This is a genomic window from Ideonella sp. (assembly GCF_035254525.1).
In the GTDB taxonomy this organism is placed as follows: domain Bacteria; phylum Pseudomonadota; class Gammaproteobacteria; order Burkholderiales; family Burkholderiaceae_C; genus Ideonella.
On sequence record NZ_DATFAN010000162.1, the window covers coordinates 37,200 to 54,972 of the forward strand.

15 protein-coding genes and 1 riboswitch are annotated in these 17,773 nt (G+C 66.9%); of the genes, 4 read left to right on the forward strand and 11 right to left on the reverse strand.

Features of this window, described 5'->3' with window-relative positions:
- Position 1: 1 nt before the first annotated feature.
- Positions 2-616 carry a nucleotidyltransferase family protein gene (locus VJ693_RS16595; protein ID WP_324155901.1) on the reverse strand — a complete coding sequence of 205 codons (615 nt, stop codon included), beginning with the start codon at positions 614-616 and terminating at the stop codon, positions 2-4.
- Between the two features lie 136 nt (positions 617-752).
- On the opposite strand from VJ693_RS16595, the gene pdxH reads away from it, so the two are divergent.
- Positions 753-1,388 carry a pyridoxamine 5'-phosphate oxidase gene (pdxH, locus tag VJ693_RS16600; protein ID WP_324155903.1) on the forward strand — a complete coding sequence of 212 codons (636 nt, stop codon included), beginning with the start codon at positions 753-755 and terminating at the stop codon, positions 1,386-1,388.
- On the opposite strand, the gene VJ693_RS16605 is transcribed toward pdxH, so the two are convergent.
- From VJ693_RS16605 to VJ693_RS16620, 4 genes are all read right to left on the reverse strand, one after another.
- A complete protein-coding gene (locus VJ693_RS16605; protein WP_324155905.1) occupies positions 1,389-1,796 on the reverse strand; it encodes a response regulator in 408 nt (135 codons plus the stop codon). It abuts the gene before it with no gap.
- A gap of 25 nt (positions 1,797-1,821) precedes the next feature.
- Entirely contained in the window at positions 1,822-2,364 is a 543-nt protein-coding gene (msrA, locus tag VJ693_RS16610) for a peptide-methionine (S)-S-oxide reductase MsrA (RefSeq protein ID WP_324155906.1), read from the reverse strand.
- A 29-nt stretch (positions 2,365-2,393) separates the two neighbouring features.
- Positions 2,394-6,056, reverse strand: coding sequence for a DUF748 domain-containing protein (locus VJ693_RS16615; RefSeq protein ID WP_324155908.1), 3,663 nt, complete (start codon positions 6,054-6,056; stop codon positions 2,394-2,396).
- A 280-nt stretch (positions 6,057-6,336) separates the two neighbouring features.
- Entirely contained in the window at positions 6,337-7,887 is a 1,551-nt protein-coding gene (locus tag VJ693_RS16620) for a UbiD family decarboxylase domain-containing protein (RefSeq protein ID WP_324155910.1), read from the reverse strand.
- A gap of 268 nt (positions 7,888-8,155) precedes the next feature.
- On the opposite strand from VJ693_RS16620, the gene VJ693_RS16625 reads away from it, so the two are divergent.
- The 3 genes from VJ693_RS16625 to nrdR all read left to right on the forward strand — a co-directional run bounded on the left by VJ693_RS16625 (position 8,156) and on the right by nrdR (position 11,065).
- Positions 8,156-9,064: a lytic transglycosylase domain-containing protein gene (locus tag VJ693_RS16625; protein ID WP_324155912.1), complete on the forward strand. Its 909-nt coding sequence runs from the start codon at positions 8,156-8,158 to the stop codon at positions 9,062-9,064.
- Positions 9,065-9,105: 41 nt separating this feature from the next.
- A riboswitch (ZMP/ZTP riboswitch) is annotated at positions 9,106-9,246 on the forward strand.
- A 72-nt stretch (positions 9,247-9,318) separates the two neighbouring features.
- Positions 9,319-10,569: a serine hydroxymethyltransferase gene (gene glyA, locus VJ693_RS16630; protein ID WP_324155914.1), complete on the forward strand. Its 1,251-nt coding sequence runs from the start codon at positions 9,319-9,321 to the stop codon at positions 10,567-10,569.
- Positions 10,570-10,621: 52 nt separating this feature from the next.
- Positions 10,622-11,065, forward strand: a complete 444-nt coding sequence (gene nrdR, locus VJ693_RS16635) for a transcriptional regulator NrdR (protein WP_324155916.1) — start codon at positions 10,622-10,624, stop codon at positions 11,063-11,065.
- A gap of 30 nt (positions 11,066-11,095) precedes the next feature.
- On the opposite strand, the gene VJ693_RS16640 is transcribed toward nrdR, so the two are convergent.
- The 6 genes from VJ693_RS16640 to VJ693_RS16665 are packed head-to-tail and all read right to left on the reverse strand — an operon-like array spanning position 11,096 to position 17,750.
- A complete protein-coding gene (locus VJ693_RS16640) occupies positions 11,096-11,548 on the reverse strand; it encodes a type IV pilin protein (protein ID WP_414652304.1) in 453 nt (150 codons plus the stop codon).
- Positions 11,548-15,186: a pilus assembly protein gene (locus VJ693_RS16645; RefSeq protein WP_324155920.1), complete on the reverse strand. Its 3,639-nt coding sequence runs from the start codon at positions 15,184-15,186 to the stop codon at positions 11,548-11,550. Before VJ693_RS16645 ends, VJ693_RS16640 begins: the two co-directional genes overlap by 1 nt.
- 20 nt (positions 15,187-15,206) lie before the next feature.
- Positions 15,207-15,758 carry a hypothetical protein gene (locus tag VJ693_RS16650; protein WP_324155922.1) on the reverse strand — a complete coding sequence of 184 codons (552 nt, stop codon included), beginning with the start codon at positions 15,756-15,758 and terminating at the stop codon, positions 15,207-15,209.
- Positions 15,758-16,618 carry a PilW family protein gene (locus VJ693_RS16655; RefSeq protein ID WP_324155924.1) on the reverse strand — a complete coding sequence of 287 codons (861 nt, stop codon included), beginning with the start codon at positions 16,616-16,618 and terminating at the stop codon, positions 15,758-15,760. The genes VJ693_RS16650 and VJ693_RS16655 overlap by 1 nt, the downstream gene beginning before the upstream one ends.
- Positions 16,618-17,205 carry a type IV pilus modification protein PilV gene (pilV, locus tag VJ693_RS16660; protein WP_324155926.1) on the reverse strand — a complete coding sequence of 196 codons (588 nt, stop codon included), beginning with the start codon at positions 17,203-17,205 and terminating at the stop codon, positions 16,618-16,620. The genes VJ693_RS16655 and pilV overlap by 1 nt, the downstream gene beginning before the upstream one ends.
- A complete protein-coding gene (locus tag VJ693_RS16665; RefSeq protein WP_349255090.1) occupies positions 17,202-17,750 on the reverse strand; it encodes a GspH/FimT family pseudopilin in 549 nt (182 codons plus the stop codon). The genes pilV and VJ693_RS16665 overlap by 4 nt, the downstream gene beginning before the upstream one ends.
- Positions 17,751-17,773: the final 23 nt, after the last annotated feature.

Genomic DNA, 17,773 nt, shown 5'->3' on the forward strand with positions numbered 1-17,773 from the left:
CTCAGGGCCGCACAGGCAACTGGGCGGCGACCCTCGCCCGCATGCTGGCGAGGTCGGCTTCGGTGTCCATGTCGAGCAGCACGCCGGGGTCATCGACCTCGACCGCCAACCCCGGGTAGCGCGCCAGCACGCGCCGCGCGCCTTCGTCGCCACTCAGGCGCACCAGCTCGGAGAACAGTTCCGCGCCGAACGCCACCGGGTGGCCGCGCCGGCCCAGGTGCTGCGCGTAGGCCACCGGGTGCGGGCCCAGGCCATTGGCCACCGCCACCATCGTCGCGGGGCGCACCAGTGGCATGTCGGCCGGCATCACCAGCCAGCCGCCCGCGGCCGGCCGCGCGGCCACGCCTGCGGCGATCGAATCGCCCATGCCACCAGGTGCGACACCGCTGCCCTGGTCGAGCACGACGATGTCGCGCTTGGCGACCAGGTCGGCCACGTCGTCGGCGAAGTGTGTCGTCGTGATCACGACCACCGGCAAGCCGCTGGCCAGCGCGTTGCTCACCGTCAGCTTGAGCACGCTGTCGCTACCGAGCGGCTCGGCCAGCTTGTGCCGCGCACCGGTGTACCGGCTGCCACGTCCGGCGCCGAGCACGATGATGGTCGGTGGCGTCTTCATGTTTCTCATCCGTTCCCTGTAGGCCCCGGGGCCCTGCCCAACGCATTTGTGGTTGACGTGGCGACTAGGATGGGATCGATGGAGGGCGGGTTCCAGTGGGACGATCACCTAAGGCCTAGCCCCTACACTCCCTCTCATGGACGATCTTGCCGCACTGAGGAAAAGCTACGAGCTGGCCGAATTGGACGAATCCGCTTCGGCCGTCGAGCCCTGGCAGCAATTTTCTGCGTGGTTGAAAGAGGCGATCACCGCCAAGCTCCCTGAGCCGAACGCGATGACGCTGGCCACCGTCGGGCCCGATGGACGCCCCTCGACGCGCATCGTGCTGATCAAGGGCTTCGATGCGAAAGGCGTGGTCTGGTACACCAACTACGCCAGCCGCAAAGGCCGCGAGCTGGCAGGCAACCCCTATGCCGCGTTGCAGTTCCACTGGGTCGAGCTCGAGCGCGTGGTGCGCATCGAGGGCCGGGTCGAGAAGGTCAGCGAGGAAGAGTCCGATGCCTACTATCGCTCGCGCCCGCTGGATTCACGCCTGGGCGCCTGGGCTTCGCCGCAGAGCCAGGTGATCTCGTCGCGCGCGGTGCTGGTGGGCAATGTCGCCAAGGCGGCCGCCCAACATGGCCTGAACCCGCCGCGCCCGCCGCACTGGGGCGGCTTCCGGTTGCTGCCGGACCGCTGGGAGTTCTGGCAGGGCCGCAAGTCGCGGTTGCATGACCGGTTGTGCTATCGGCTGGTCGACGGCGCCTGGGTGCGCGAGCGCCTCGCCCCCTGATCACGCGCGGCCCAGCCTCCTGGCGAGGGCATCCATGTCCGCCAGGAACCGCTGCAGGTTCAGCGGCTTGGTCCAGTATTCGTTGAAGCCGGCCGACAGGGCCTGCGACACGTCGTCGGGCATCGCGTTGGCCGACAGCGCGATGAAGCGGCACTGGGCCAGCGAGGGCTCGGGGCGCAGCGCGCGCAGCACGTCAACGCCGCTCATGTCCGGCAGTTGCAGGTCGAGCAGGATCAGGTCGGGCCGCTGCGCGAGCGCACATGCGATGCCGCTGCCGCCGTCGGGCGCACTGTCCAGCGCAATGCCGGGGCGCAGGCCGAGCATCTCGCGCACCAGCATCTCGTTGACCGGGTTGTCCTCGATGTAGAGCACCCGCAGTATCGGCGCGCTGCCCGGGTCGTTCGGCATGGTTGAACCCTCAGCCCTTCCTGCCTCAGACCCTCATCAGACGCTTGAAGCTGTGACGGAACTTCTCGACCTTCGGCGCGACGACAACGGCGCAATAGCCCTGCCCCGGGTGCTGGACGAAGTAGTGCTGATGGTAGGCCTCGGCTCGCCAATAGTTGGCTACCGGCTCGAGCTCGGTGACGACCCGGCCGCCGGTGGCCGTGTTCACTTCGGCGATCACCCCGCGCGCCACGTCCGCCTGGGCTTCGCTGTGGGTGTAGATGCCAGAGCGGTACTGCGACCCGACGTCGTTGCCCTGCCGGTCGCGCGTGGTCGGGTCGTGGATGCTGAAGAACACCTCGAGCAGTTCACGCAGGCTGACCACCGCAGGGTCGAACTGGACCCTCACCACCTCGGCGTGGCCGGTGTCGCCGCTGCAGACGGCTTCATAGCTCGGGTTGACGACCCGGCCATTGCTGTAGCCGGATTCGACCGAGACCACGCCACGGACCTGCTCGTACACCGCCTCCAGGCACCAGAAGCAGCCGCCGGCGAGGGTGATGGTGTCGGTCGTGGGTGCTTTGTCCATGAAGACTCCTGTCGGGCCCGTGAACGGGGTCAATGTGTCGCCAGGCTGAGCTGCACGCGCGGCGTCCAAGCGGCTTCGCCCTCGCCGGCGGCGCGCAGCTTCGGCGCCGCCAGGAAGAGCCGCTCGCTCGGCAGGCCCTTGGCGATCAACGCATCGCGCACGGCCAGTCCGCGCTGCAGCGCCAGCTCCCGGGCATTGTCGGCATTGACGACGAAGGACGCTCGCAGCAGGGCCTCCATCTCCGGCACCGGGATGTCCTTGGCCAGGCCGATGACGTTGCGCGGCTTGTTCGGCAGCTTGCTGTCCGCATAGATCCGGCGCACGAGACGCGCCCGGTCATCGACGCTGAACGATGTCGGCGCCGAGGCGGCGGCCTCGGGCGCCACGCCGGCGCGCAGGCGCTCCTTGCGCAGTTCGGCCACCAGCCTTTCGTCGAGCCAGGCGGCCTGCATCGCCTCGCGCTCGGTCTGCGGGTCGGCCACGCCGGTCACGGTCATCTGCAGGCCCGGCCGCTCGGTCAAGGAGCGGGCCACCTTGTCGAGCACCGGGGCGGCGCGATCGGCCAGGCGCGCGGTGCCAGGCTCGAATTCGAGCAAGCTGAGGTCCTCGCTGCCGCCACCCGCGAGCAGCGCGAACGGCGCGGTCAGGGCCTTGGTCAGCAGATTGACGATCAGCTTGACCACGACGCCACCGATGCTGAACTGCGGGTCGTTCAGCGAGCCGCCGATCGGCAGGTTCAGGTCGATCACGCCATTGCGGTCCTTCAGCAAGGCCACGGCCAGCAGCACCGGCAGCTTGGTCGCATCGGGGCTGTCGATGCGATCGCCGAAGGTGAGCTGGTTCAGCACGATCTGGTTCTTCGCTTCGAGCCGGCCGTCGGCGTCGATGCGGTAGCTCACGTCCATCGACAGCTTGCCGCGCTCGATCGCGTAGCCCGCGTACTTGCCGGCATAGGGTGACAAGGGAGCGAGCTCGAGCTCGCTGGCGCGGGCCTGCACGTCGAGCGCGAGCGGCTTGGCCATCGGATTCAGCGCACCACGGATCTCGAGCTGCCCGGTACCGGCGACGCGCCCTCGCAGCTCGATGGCCGCCATCTCGCGCGTGCCGGTGCGGAAGGCCCCGACCCGGCCGTTGAGCTCCGACAGCGCGGCGCTGTAGTTGGGCCGAATGAAGTGGTCGCTGAAGTCGACGCTGCCGTTCGCCAATTGCAGGCCGGCGATCGACAGGTCCAGCGCGGGCTCGGCCGCGGACGCCGCGGATGCCGCGGCGGCGGGCGCTGCGGACGCGGCCGCGCCGCCGGCAGCCGGGGCCGCGTTCAGATCGGCAAGGTTGAAGTGCCCGGCCTCGTTGACCGAAAGCCGGGCATAGAAATCAGCCAGACGGGCCTCGCCGAGTTCGACCCGGGCCCGCTGCCCGGGCGCGATCGTGACCTGCACGCCCGGCAGTTCCAGCGCCTGCCAACTCAGCAGTTCGTCCCCGCGCCCGGCGTCCGGGGCCAGGCGCGGGTACAAGCGGAGATCGGTGACGCGGGCACCGCCCTTCATCGTCAGGCTCAAGCCCGCGTCGGCCAGGGTGGCGCCGACCTGGCCAGCCCAGCCCGCATCGGCATGCGCGATCGTGACCGGCAACGCGCCAGCACCGTAGGGCGCCACCGCGTGCAGCGGAAAGTGCTCGACCCGCGCCTGGCCGCGCCATGCCCATGGGGCGAGGCCCAGCTTGCCCTGCCAGCTCAGCCGGCCGGCGGCCGACTTGTCGCCGGGGGTCGTGACCATGGCGCTGCCTTGCAGCTGGGCGGTCGAACGGGGGGCGCCCGGCCACTGGAGGTCGCGCAGGCCGAGCTGCAACCGCTGGACATCCAGCGCCACGGGCTCGGGCCCGCCGGCGGCGGCGTCCTGCCAGACCACGCGGCCACCGTCGACCGAGGCTTGCTGCAATCGCAGCTGCCACGGCGCGCCCGCCTCACGCGCGGGGGCGGCGGGCTGCGCTGCGGAGGCGATCCACCACCCCAGCAGGTCGATCCGGCCGGCGGCGTCGCGCCGTGCGCGGATCGAAGGCCGGTCCCAGCTCACGTGGCCCAGCGTCACCTGGCGCTGCACGGCATCGAGCGTGGCCTCAGCGACACGCAGTTGCTTCCAGCCGGCACCCGCCAGCCGTTCACCCGGCGCCGTGGCCTGGAAATCATCGATCTGCACCTCCGTCAATTCGACTGTCGGCAGCTGCACACCAGGTTCGCCTTGCCAGCGTGCCGTGGCATCGAAGCCGAGCCGGCCCTCGATGCGCGGCTTCAGCATCGGCGACAGGTAGGCGCCTGCCCAGCCCAGTGGCCAGGCATTGCCACGCGCCTGCAGCGTGCCGCCAGCCGCCGTCCACTCGCCGTCCAACTGCAGTCCAGGCGCCGACCCGGCGGCTGCCACAGGCGTCACGCCGGGCTGCGCCAGGCGCGCCCGCGCGCTCAGGCGGGCAGGCTCGCCGCCTTCGGCCAGTGGCCAGCGCAGCCGATCGAGTCGCAGCTGCAGGTCCTCGATCGCCACCTGCGCCGCAGGCCGAACCGCCTCGTCCTGCCACTGCAGGCGGCTGTTCTGCAGGATCAACCGGCTCAGATCGAGCTGCCATGGCGCCTGCGCCGCCGCCGTTGGGGCTGCCTCGCTGCCCGGCGCAGGGCTCGCGAACGCCTGCACCCAGTTGATGCGGGATTGCGTGTCGCGCCGCACACGGAGGTCCAGCCCGTCGAACTGCACCAGGCCCACGGCAACGTGACGGCGCAACGGTTGGGCCTCGATTGCCTGCAACGACAGGCCAGCCAGCTCGGCGCAGGTGGCATCGGCCGCATCGACCAGGCGCACGGCTTTCGCCCGCAACCCGCCCTTCAGCCCGACTTCCGGCGCGGCGCCGGGCGGGGCCTTGAACTGCAGGGCCAGGTCCAATGCCAGCGTGCCGGCCACCGGCCGCAGCGGCAGGCCCGCCGGCACGTAGGGCAGCCAGTCTGCGAGGTCGATGTCGCCGGTCTTCAGGGTCAGTGACCCCGCGCGCTCGGGCGCAAAGGGCGTCGCCTGGGCGCCGGTGTCGAAGGCGGTGTCGTCGAGCTGGAACGCCAGGTGTGGCCGGACCAAGACGTCAACGGCATCGTCGAGGTTGGACAGGAACGGCAGGCCGAGTTGCAGGCCGCGCACCTCGTGCACCCGCGCCTTTGGCCGATCGTCGAAGCGCACCTGCCCATCGACGATCCTCAGGTTGTACAGCGCGAAGCGCGGTGGCGGGCTGTCGGCCGGCGCCGGCTGCGTCGGCCGCAGCCGGGCCAGCACGTCGTCGATGTCGTAGCGGCCATCGGACAAGCGGCTGAAGCTCACCTCGGGCGCGCGCAGCTCGGCCGCCTCGATGACTGGCGCCCCGCGCCACAGGCTGCGCAGATCGGCGTTCACCTCGCCATGGGCAAGCCGCAGCAGCGGCCGGCTGCCACTGGCGGGCCCCGCGACCACCAAGCCGTCGACGCCGACCTGAAGCCGCAAGGGATTGACCTGCACCGCCGCGATCGTGACCGCCCGGCCCAGCAGCACGCTGGCCTGCCGCTCGGCGAAGCCGCGCAGCCACAGCGGCAGCACGAGCCAGGCCAGCAGCAGCAGCGCCACCACCAGGAGGGCCAGGGCGAGCAGAACGCGCCGGCCGCGCGTCAATGGGGCCAATGGCATCGGCATGCAAATCTCGTCAAACAGGCCCGCATGATGCCAAACGGGGGACGAAGGACGAAGCGGCCGCCCAATGACGAAGCCCCTCCGTACCCTTGCGGGGGGAGGGGCCTGTGAGTGGCAATGCCACTCAGTGGGGCTCCGACAGGGAAGTTCGCCGGGGCTCCGTAGGCGCTGGAATTGCGCTTACAGGGTGTTGCCTCGAAGAGGCGCATTTAGTGTGCGACAGCACCCTCGGCCGGGCAAGCATCTTTACAAGCCCATCCAGTGGAGCCGTACGCGATCCCGGTCAACGCAGCAGCGACTGCGCCAGCGTCGCCATGCGGGCCTCGACCGCCGCGTCCATGGCGATCGTGCGACCCCATTCGCGGCTGGTCTCGCCGGGCCATTTGTTCGTCGCGTCCAGGCCCATCTTGCCGCCCAGGCCGCTGACCGGCGACGCGAAATCGAGGTAGTCGATGGGCGTCTCACCGACCAACGTGGTGTCGCGCACCGGGTCCATGCGGGTCGTGATGGCCCAGACGACTTCCTTCCAGTCGCGGATGTCGACGTCGTCGTCGGTCACGACGATGAACTTCGTGTACATGAACTGCCGCAGGAAGCTCCACAGGCCGAACATCAGTCGCTTGGCATGGCCGGGATAGCTCTTGCGAATGGAAATGACGGCCAGCCGGTAGCTGCAGCCTTCGGGCGGCAGGTAGAAGTCGGTGATCTCGGGAAACTGCTTCTGCAGGATCGGCACGAACACCTCGTTGAGCGCCACGCCGAGGATGGCCGGCTCGTCCGGCGGCTTGCCGGTGTAGGTGGAGTGGTAGATCGGGTCACGGCGGTGCGTCACGCGGGACAGCTCGAACACCGGGAACCAGTCTTGCTCGTTGTAGTACCCGGTGTGGTCGCCGAACGGGCCTTCCAGCGCATGCAGATAACCGTTGAGCTCGCGCAGCGGCACGCCGGCTTCACTGCGGCCTTCGTAGCCGGCGGGCGCCGGCGGGATGTGCCCCTCGAAGACGAGTTCGGCGCGCGCCGGCACCTGCAGCTTCAGGTCGCCCTCGCCGACCGCGCTGTCGGCCAGTTCGGTGCGTCCGCCGCGCAGCAGGCCCGCGAACTGGTACTCCGACAGGCTGTCCGGCACCGGGGTCACGGCCCCCAGCGTCGTTGCCGGGTCGGCCCCCAACGCCACCGCGATCGGAAACGGCCGGCCCGGGTTGACGCGCCCGAAGTCGCGGAAATCCAGCGCCCCGCCACGGTGGGCGAGCCAGCGCATGATGAGCTGGCGCCGGCCGATCACCTGCTGGCGGTAGATGCCGAGGTTTTGCCGCAACCGCGGGCGCGGCACCCCGCGCGGGCCGCGCGTGATGACCAGCCCCCAGGTCACGAGCGGGCCGGCATCCCCCGGCCAGCAGAGCTGGATCGGAAAGCGCGCGAGGTCGATGTCCGGCCCGTCGACGATGACTTCCTGGCAGGGCGCCGAGCCGACGCGCGCCGGCTTCATGTCCCACACCGCCTTGGCCATGTCCCACAGCTTGCCGGCTTCGCGCAGCGAGGCGGGTGGCTCTGGCTCCTTCAGTGCGGCGAGCAGACGCCCGACATCTCGCAGCTCGGCCACGTCGCCGGCTCCCATGCCCAGCGCCACCCGCCGCGGCGTGCCGAACAGGTTCACCAGCGACGGCATCGTGTAACCAGGCACGTTGGTCAGCAGCAGGGCCGGGCCGCCGGCCTGCAGCACGCGGTCGGCCAAGGCGGTCATCTCGAGGCGTGGCGACACCGGTTCGATCACTCGGCGCAGTTCGCCAAGGCCTTCCAAACCCTCGATGAAGCCCCTCAAGTCGCGATACTTCATAATCAAAAGTTGTTAGAGGAGCAAATCATATGCTTGACCGGTTATTTCAAGCCTTCCTACAATTCGCCGAAACGACCGTAACAAGGGTTTACCCGCGCCGAGCTCTCGGCGCACCGAGAGGGTAAGCACCCCGCCCTGCCGCCGGCGCGCCTGCCTTTGCAGCGCACCTTTGCGAGGTGGCAGCCGATTATCACCAGCCCCACGGCACGGGGCCGGGCGCCCTGCCCGCCGTGCCGCCCCGGCTGGTGCGATAGACGAAAGGATGGACATGACCGAGCCCCTTTGGTGGCTGCGCATGGCCCAGGCCGCCCGCCGCGCCGCCAGCATCTTCCTGCGCGACGTGGGCTATGGCCTGCTCGAGGTCAGCCACAACATGCTCGCCCTGGTCGGCCTGCTGGTCGTCGCGGTGCTGGTGTTCGCCGCCGGCCGCGCCGACTTGCGCGCCAGCGTCGAGCAACAGGCCCTGGACTGGCTTCAGCAGCGCCACAGTGCGCGCGCCGAAGACCCGGGTTACGTGGCCGGGCCGGACGACGCCGACAGCGCCGCGCTGGCCAAGGCCCTGGCAGCCGACCCCGCCGGCTTGAACAGGCAGCAGGCTGCGGTGGCCAGCTGGCTCTCGCGACGCTACCGAGTGGCGCCGGAGCCGGTCGCCCGGCTGGTACAGGAAGCCTGGCAGGTCGGCCAGCGGGCCCGCCTGGATCCGACGCTGATCCTGGCGATCATGGCCATCGAATCGAGCTTCAACCCGTTCGCCCAAAGCCCCGTCGGGGCCCAGGGCCTGATGCAGGTCATGACCCGCGTGCACAACGAGAAGTACGAGGTTTTCGGCGGCAAGCTGACGGCTTTCGACCCAGTGACCAACCTGCGCGTCGGCGTCCAGGTGCTGAAAGAGTGCATCGCCCGCGCCGGCAGCCTCGAGGCGGGCCTGAGGTTCTATGTGGGCAGCGCCAACATGGAGGACGACGGCGGTTATGCCGCCAAGGTGCTCGCGGAGCAGCGCCACCTGGCCCGCGTGGCCGCCGGCCAGCAGGTACCGGTGACCGTGCCCAACGTGAACCCTTCCGCGGTGACCGCTACCGCAGCCGAGGCGGCCTCGGCTGCGGCAACCGGCGGCGCCACCGCGCCGGCCGCGGACGCCAAGCCGGCCGAACTGGAACACGTCGCCCTGGCGAACTGAAATTCCTGCGGCCCGACCGGCCGGTGCCGCGGGATACACTAGAGCCGACGCGCAACTGGCGATAGGGCCTCGACCGGCGACACGAAGATCGACGGAATGAAGGCTGCGAGGTGGATCACCACCGGGAAGCGCGGGGCGGCCGTTTTGGCCGCCTTGAACAGCCGTTCGCCTGGGCAGCCTGCCGACTGCGACGCCTCGATGCCGAGGTGTGCGGTCCGCGCAGGTGCAACCGCCCCGTATTGAAGGAAGCCTCCATGTTCGACCGCTCGCAATCGACGATCGCCAACGTCGACCCCGACCTCTGGGCCGCCATCCAGGCCGAGAACCGCCGCCAGGAAGAGCACATCGAGCTCATCGCCTCGGAGAATTACACCTCGCCGGCCGTGATGGCCGCGCAGGGCTCGCAGCTGACCAACAAGTACGCCGAGGGCTACCCCGGCAAGCGCTACTACGGCGGCTGCGAGTACGTCGACATCGTCGAGCAACTGGCGATCGATCGCCTGAAGCAGCTCTACGGCGCGCAGTTCGCCAACGTGCAGGCCAACTCGGGCTCACAAGCCAACCAGTCGGTCTTCTTCGGGCTGCTGCAGCCTGGCGACACCATCATGGGCATGAGCCTGGCCGAGGGCGGCCACCTGACCCATGGCATGGCCCTGAACATGAGCGGCAAGTGGTTCAAGGTTGTCAGCTACGGCTTGGACGCCAGCGAGGCCATCGACTACGACGCGATGGAGCGCCTGGCCCACGAGCACAAGCCCAAGCTGATCATTGCCGGCGCGTCGGCGTACAGCCTGCGCATCGATTTCGAGCGGTTCGCCCGCGTGGCCAAGGCGGTCGGCGCCTATTTCATGGTCGACATGGCCCACTATGCGGGCCTGATCGCCGCCGGCGTCTACCCCAACCCGGTGCCGCACGCCGACGTGGTGACTTCCACGACGCACAAGAGCCTGCGCGGCCCGCGCGGCGGCATCGTGCTGATGAACGATGAAGCCATCGCGAAGAAGATCAACAGCGCGATCTTCCCCGGCATCCAGGGTGGCCCGCTGATGCACGTGATCGCCGGCAAGGCGGTGGCCTTCAAGGAGGCGCTGCAGCCCGAGTTCAAGGCCTATCAGAGCCAGGTCGTCGCCAACGCCAAGGTGTTGGCGGACACGCTGACCGAGCGCGGCCTGCGCATCGTCAGCGGCCGGACTGAAAGCCACGTGATGCTGGTCGACCTGCGGCCCAAGGGCCTGACCGGCAAGGAGGCCGAAGCCATCCTCGGCGCAGCGCACATGACCTGCAACAAGAACGGCATCCCGAACGACCCCCAGAAGCCGATGGTCACCAGCGGCATCCGCCTGGGCACGCCGGCGATGACGACGCGCGGCTTCAAGGAAGCGCAAGCCCGCCTGACGGCCAACCTGATCGCCGACGTGCTCGACAAGCCGCATGACGAAGCGAACATCGCCCGCGTGCGCGAGCAGGTGGCCGCACTGACACGCGACTTCCCGGTCTATCGTTGAGGCCGGGGCCAGACTGAGGCACCATCGAGCCTGGTCGGACCAAGCCTGAGCCATGCGCTGCCCCTACTGCGCCCACGTCGAAACCCAGGTCGTCGAGACCCGCGAGTCCGACGAGGGCGACGTGGTGCGCCGGCGGCGCCGCTGCACCAAGTGCGACAAGCGGTTCACGACCTACGAGCGCGCCGAGATCGCGCTGCCGGCGATCGTCAAGCGCAGCGGCGCGCGGGTCGAGTTCGACCCCGCCAAGCTGCGCGCCTCGATGACCCTGGCGCTTCGCAAACGGCAAGTCAGCATCGAGCAGGTCGATGCCGCCATCGAGCGCATCCAGGACAAGCTGCTGGCCAGCGGCCTGCGCGAAGTGCCGTCCACGCGCATCGGCGAACTCGTGATGCGCGAACTGAAGCGCCTGGACAAGGTCGCCTACGTGCGCTTCGCGTCGGTGTACCGCAGCTTCGAGGACGTGGACGAGTTCAGCCGGTTGATCAAGGAGATCTGAGCCGGCGCTGCGCACAGCGCCGGTTCGTCGTCACTTCCAGCAGTCGGCCGCGCTGCCGGCCGTCGCGTCCTTGTGGCCCGTGTCGGTCAGAGTAAGGTTGCCGCATTTGCTGTCGGTGCTCCGCGGCGTGGCCGTGATCGTGAAGCTGCGGTCATTGTTCTGCGACTCCACCGTCAGCGTGTAGGTGTAGGTCTCGTCCGTCGCGTCTTTCGGAGCGCGGTTCAGTCCCGCGTCAGACAGGTTCGCCCCCGCGAAGGTGCTCTTCGCCACGTAGTAGCGCTGCATGAACTGCGCTGCCTCCATCAGCGCAGTCGTGGCTTGGGCGCGCTTGCCCCGTTGGACCTGCTCGGTATAGGCCGGATAGGCGATCGCTGCGAGGACGCCGATGATCGCGACGACGATCATCATCTCGATCAGGGTGAAGCCTTGCCGCCCGGCCAGGCGCCTGGATGGAATCGACGAACTGAGTGTCATGTACTTCATTACCTCTTCGGCGGAGTCACAAGCTGCTTCCAGACCCGATCCCTGATCGTCACACCTCCCGGAGATGGCAGCGGCGGCGGCAATTCGATCACCTTGCATTGGCTGCCCGTATCACAAATCTGGCCCTTCCCGCCGGTTTCGTCCCCGTCGATCAACGGATGGTCTGGATCACTGATCAGCGCGTCGCGGCCATCGCTGGTCGTGGCGTAGCCACTGGCAATCGTGTCCTTGTCGTTGACTTCACCATCGCCGTTGGTGTCGATGATCGGTATCGTCAACTGCAGCCCCTCTTCGGCCGACAGAATGTAGTTGTAGCCGACGCCCGTACTGGACCGGCAAACTTCGGCCTTGGTTGCCGGCACGATCGTGCTGATCAACACATAGTCACGGCCGATGACCATGCTTGGATAGATCACCCGCTGCCCCAGGAAGGGCAGATCGGCGAGCCAGCCCATTTCCGTGCTCCAGTCGACGGGCGTCGTGTCGACCTGGTAATAGCTGCCACCGTCCACATTGGTCACCGCGTCAGTGTGAATCGTCTGCACATGCAATGAACTGCGGTCGACATCGAATACCTTGAACGGGCTGTCCAGAGTCGCCGAGGAATCACCTTCCTTCGTCGTGTCCCACACCCCGTAGAAGGTTTGGACGTCGACGTTGTCGCTATCGACAGAATCGATCAGGCGGCCCGTGCCAAATAGCACGAGGCGCCCGCCCTTGGTGTGGTTCACGTACACCGGCGGCGACACGATCGGCTGCACGGTCTTGCCATCCGGGCTGCTTGCCACGAACAGCGGCTCGCCATTGAAGCCGACCTTCCAGTCAGACGGGGCTGGTCCCTCGAAATCGAAGCGCCAGAGATCCCCGCGCAAATCGCCCGCGTATGCCGCCACGACCTCCATGGTCTTTGCGTCCTTGACCAGGGCCACGCCCATCAAGCCGTTGTTGCCCGAACTACCAACGGTGATGCGCTTCTCGATCACGCCGGTGGTCAGGTTCACCATCAGCAAGACAGCATTACCGTTCGGGCTGTAGACGCCGTTGCCGACGAAGGCGTACCACCCGCCGTTCTTGACCTTGCCGACCGCGAAATCCGCGAACATGTAGCCGACGTCGCCGTCGCCCTTGGCTTTGCCATCAACCTCCCAAATCACCGCATTCGAATCGAGTGTGGTGGGGTCGGTCGTCGGGACATGGAGCGCGAAGAATGTGCGGCCGCCGGCCCCCATGCTGCCGATGACGAGGTTGGACCAGGCGACGCCGGCGCTGCCGGGCGTGGAGATGTACGCGTCGGTCTCGGACATCGGCCCGTCGACGAAGAACTTGTGGTAGTTGTCCTGGGTGCCATAGTCCTTCGAGGCGATGGTCGCAAGCTCCTTCAGCCCGGTTTGAGGCAGGAAGCCGAAGACCTCGTTGCCATCGGAGGCGCGAAAGCCGTGCAGGATGCCGGCATTGCCGCCCAGGACCACCAGCGCGTCGGTACGCGCCTTCTTCGCCGCCAGGTAGCTGGAATACGAGTCGTTGATGGCCGAATAGCCGAGATCGACATGGTCGCGCACCACGACCGGCGGCGAGTTGACGAAGTCGCCCAGGCGATTCGTGCCGCGCAGGCGGAAGGGTTGGTTCTCACCTTCCTTGCTGCGGCTGCCGCGGATGTAGTTCGTCAAATCTTCCGAACCGACCAGCGACTTGTTGGTGTCGCCCATGCCGGCCCAAGTGAACGGAACCGCCTTCGTGCCGTCCCAGGTGAAAAGGTTGCGCTGACCGCCGTCGACGTCCAGGAACTTGGCCAGCCTTTCGCTTGCACGCCAGTTCGGCACGTCGCCCTGTTTGCCGTCAATGCCGAGCGGCCAGGCTTCCAGGTCGCCATACCAGTCAACCGACTTGTACTTCGGCACATACTTGACGTTGTTGGCTACCAGCGTCGACGCCACGGTCGCCACGCCAGCCTCCTTGGCTTCGTTGCCGGCAGCCTTGCCAAAGGCTTCCTTCAGGGCAGTGGTCAGCTCTGTGACGTTGCGGACAGAATAGAAATCGCCGCCTGTGTTCACGGCCGCATGCCACATGTCGTCGATCTTCTGGGGACTGCCCTTGCTCGGATCAGGCCAGTTGAGTGTGCCGTCGGTGATGCGCTTGATCGTCTGAGTCTTGTCGGTCGTATCCAGCGTGCCCTTGACGCCCAGTCCGACCATGAATTGAGTCAGGTGCTGCCAAAAGGCAATGTCTCCACTGACCGGCGCGACGCGGTTTTCCAGCGTCTCGTCCAAGTCCTTGACGAAGTACCTCATCGCCACATCGGCCAGCGTGTCCGAATAGGCTCCGGGCGCATCGATGAAGGGGCGCTTGGCCTCGTACAGCGTCGGTGACGCGCCCAACGGATTGCTGCCCTTGTAGTCCGTACCGTTGACAGCGTCGACGTTCCCGACTCGCACGTTCGCGGTGTCATCGTTGTAATAGCCGTCAGTCATCAAGAGGTTGACCGAGCGTCGGCAGTCGTACTTGCCAGAGTCGGACTTGGTAGGATCGGTAAGCCAGGGGCTGCCAGTGGGCCGGCCGGCCGTCGATTCATCGAAATAGCGCCCCACCTCCTTCAGGGCCAGACGCAGCGGCGTGCTCGGCCAGGACTGGATGCCATTGACGCCAGTCAGCACCGTATTGAGTTGGGTTGAGTCGAGCTGGCGGACCCCCTTCTCGACGCGCGTGAACTTGACGCCGTCGATGGACGTCGAGGTGGTTTTGTTGATTCGACCCCAACCGACCCGCAGCTTGTCCTTGAAGGACACCAGCGAATCCGCCACCGCTGCCTTGGTGAAGGACTCCCGCATCCGGTAGTAGGTGAACCAGTTCGCGAAGTTCTGCTGTTCCTCGGCCTGCGTGCACACCGAGCCGGCGCAGTCAGTGCGAGCAGGATTCTTCGGAATGAGGGTATTTGTATGTTCGCCGTTGACGTTGACGTCGTATCGGTAGTAACTGCTCGAGCTCGTCGGATCGGACGTTTCAGTCTTGAGCCGGTAATACAGGCCGGGGTAGAACTTTGCCGTGCCATTGAGCAGCACGTGGTTGTACTTGTCGTACCACCTTGTGTTGTAGTTGGAGTTGGACGTCAGGTTGAACGTGCCCGTGGCGATGACCGGATCCCAGCGTGCGGCGGAAGGCGTCGAGTTCGCCATACGGGCCGACCCATCCGGCTTGTACCAAGGGTCATAGCGAAGGTCGGGGTTGTACCAAATGGCGTTGACGTCAGGCGACCGGTATTGCATCTGATAGACCGGGTCGCTGGTCAGCGATGCATTCTTCTGTCCGGTCACCACGCCATCGAGGTAATTGCCGGTCGGCGAGGCGCCGCCCAGTTTTCGCTGATCGCCGGGGAAGCCGCCCAGCCAGCCGCTGGCCAGATTGACCGACTTGGCTGTCTTGCCGACGACGAAGTTTCCTTCAGGAATGAAATCGGCAAGCATCGAGCCCGAATCATCGATCGTGACCATCACGTTCGGCGGTGGCGGCTCGGAAACCCGGCTGGTCAGCGGCACCTGGGCCGGCTCGGCCGCTCGCGCGGCAACAAAGGCGAGCAGGCTCGATGCGCCGGACAAAACCAGGGCGGCAAAGCGGATCGACGTGGAGGCTGTGAGCTTGGGCATCGGTGCCACCTTTGAACGGATCAGTTAGCAACGACCAACGACTGCACCCAGACAACCGAGCCGCTGTCGGTGTTGCCGTTTGCGTCGGCCGCATAGTCGGGGCTGAAGCCCCGGGCGGTGAACTGGATTGCGTCCGACCCTGGGGTGTAGATCCCGTCGCCCGTGAGATCCATCTGCTGGGCCATGCACTGCGGGCGGAACGTCGGCGCGAACGTACTGTCAGCCGACTGCATGTAGTCGGCCGTCATCGTTGACGCCATGTTCGGGTCGTCCCAGTTGTCGAGATTCTCGAACGCGGGCGGATTGGACATGGGCAACACCGTGATGTTGGCACCGCCGGCGACGAGGTCCGCCTCGCAGAAGCGAAGGGCAATGTGCGCTGCCTGCGCCGCCAGCGTCTGTGTCCGGGCGTTGTTGGCCACCAGATCCGAGCTGAGTGCACCTCGCATCACAGACGCCGAGGTCAGGCCGATGATCACCAGCACCACGAGCGCGACGATCAGGGCAACCCCCTGCTCGCGCCGGTGCGCCCGGCTGGCGCGACGTTTCCCATGCATTGACGCCGCTGCCATCACATCATGCCTCCAAGCCGGTTCTGCAGCACGACCGTCGTCGTGAACGACCGATACAGTCGCCTGTCCCCGGCTGTCACTTCGTTGCTGCCGCAATCGAGATAGGCCATCGGCGTGTCCATCACCTCGTCAGTGCTACGGATCACCACGCACAGTCGTACGGAGACCACGCGGTCGAAGTCGTCGACGGTCAAGGCATCGAACAACATGTTGTCGGCCTTCATGTAGTGCGTCGCCTGGTTGGGCGTCGCCATCACGGCCACGCCGTACAGCACCTGCAGGTCGACAACGTTCTCCACCAACGCGTCCTCTTGTCCGGGGACCCGCCCGCGGCAGTACAGATTTCCGTCGCGGACGTAGAAGCGGGCGTAGTTCAGGTAATTCCCCCCGCCCGCATCGGTCAGCGTGTTGCCCAGACAGTCCAATGGCACGCCACCACTGTTCACGCTGTTCCAGGTGTCGGCCTGGTAGGCGACCGCGACCGAGTCGGGTCCACCGTCGTCGCCAGCCGGACAGTTCAACAGGTCGATCGTCGCAGCCTCGGGGTTCGTGAAGCCCTTGTCGCAACCTCGCAACCCCGTGCCCGCGTACCATTTCTGGAACTTGCCGCCGGGCGTGACGGCGATCGGAGCGCCATACCCCACCATGCTGATGCTGTTTCTCAGCACATTCAGCGCCAGACTCGCGTCCTCGGTCACTTGCGACAACGCGTGGCCGGCCTTGCTTCCCGTGCCTGCGCCCAGATAGGCCGCCAACACGGCACCAACCACCACCATGCCGATGACCATGGAGATCATCAGCTCGATCAGCGAGAAACCAGCCTGGACGGCCAGCCGCGGAAGAAGGGCACGCGGTTTCATCACAGGCCTACCCTGAAGTACATGCAGCGCGGCTGCGGCGATTGATTGCGAAAACCCGGCGGGCACTCCTGGCGCTGATTCCCGTCGCCGAACCGGGCCTCATCGCCAGACGCAGCCGGATCCAACCAGGCAACCCACACGTCAGCAGAACGTTCTGTGTTGTTGTACGAGAGATACCCCATGCCATTGGGCAGGCCGTAGTACAGCGCGCGCTGCCATTCCGCCTTGTCCATCGCGGCCATCTGTGCCGGGGTGCAGGGATTGCAGGGCTGCGCGGCCGGCGGGCCACTCAGTTCATGCCACTCCTCCGTGATGTCGTATGCATTGATGGCGCCGGGCGGGTTGGGCAGATCGGCCGTGGGATCGAGCGCCGGCATGTTCGCCCGCATCCGATCGGCAATATCCGCCGCCAGCAGCGTCGCCGTCGAGCGGTATTCGCTCGTTTTGCCGTATCGCGTGGCAGCCCCCAGCAGGCCACTCAGGGCAAGGATGCCAAAGGACACGACCAGAATCGCGACCAGCACCTCGATCAGCGACACGCCGCGCGCCGGGCGCGCGCCGATGCCTGAATGTGTGACGGGCCTCACGCCGGCGCCCTCCCCTTGAGCAACTGGACCCGCCCTTGGGCGCTCAGTTCAACCGTTCGCACACGGTCATCAACCTCCTCGCCGATGGGAACGAACTCAAAGGTCGTCGCACCACTGCTGGCGATGCCGGTCGCCTCGAAACTCACCGTGTCCTCAGACGTATTGATCTGCTTCATCGCACGAACCACGTTCTGCACGCGCAGCACCCGACCACTCGCGGTGTGCTTCACGACCCAGCCCGATATCCAATCACCTGTCCCACCACAGCTCGGGTCAGCCGCGTCCGGCTCGGTGGTCGAGCAGACCGTCACCTGAGAACTGCGCTTGATTGCTTCCGAGCGGGCAAAACGCAAGGCTTCGACGAGTTCCTCTGCATTGGCCACCGAGGAGCGCATCGCCAGGAAGCTGGTCATGGCCGGCACCCCGATCGCCAGAAGAATGCCTGCGATGGCCAGCGTGATCAGCATCTCGACGAGGGTAAACCCGCGTTTGGAGGGGGCTCGACTGCTCGCCGAGCCAGCATGGGAAAGCACCTGACGGTCCATATCGCCATGATCGGTCGCGGCTC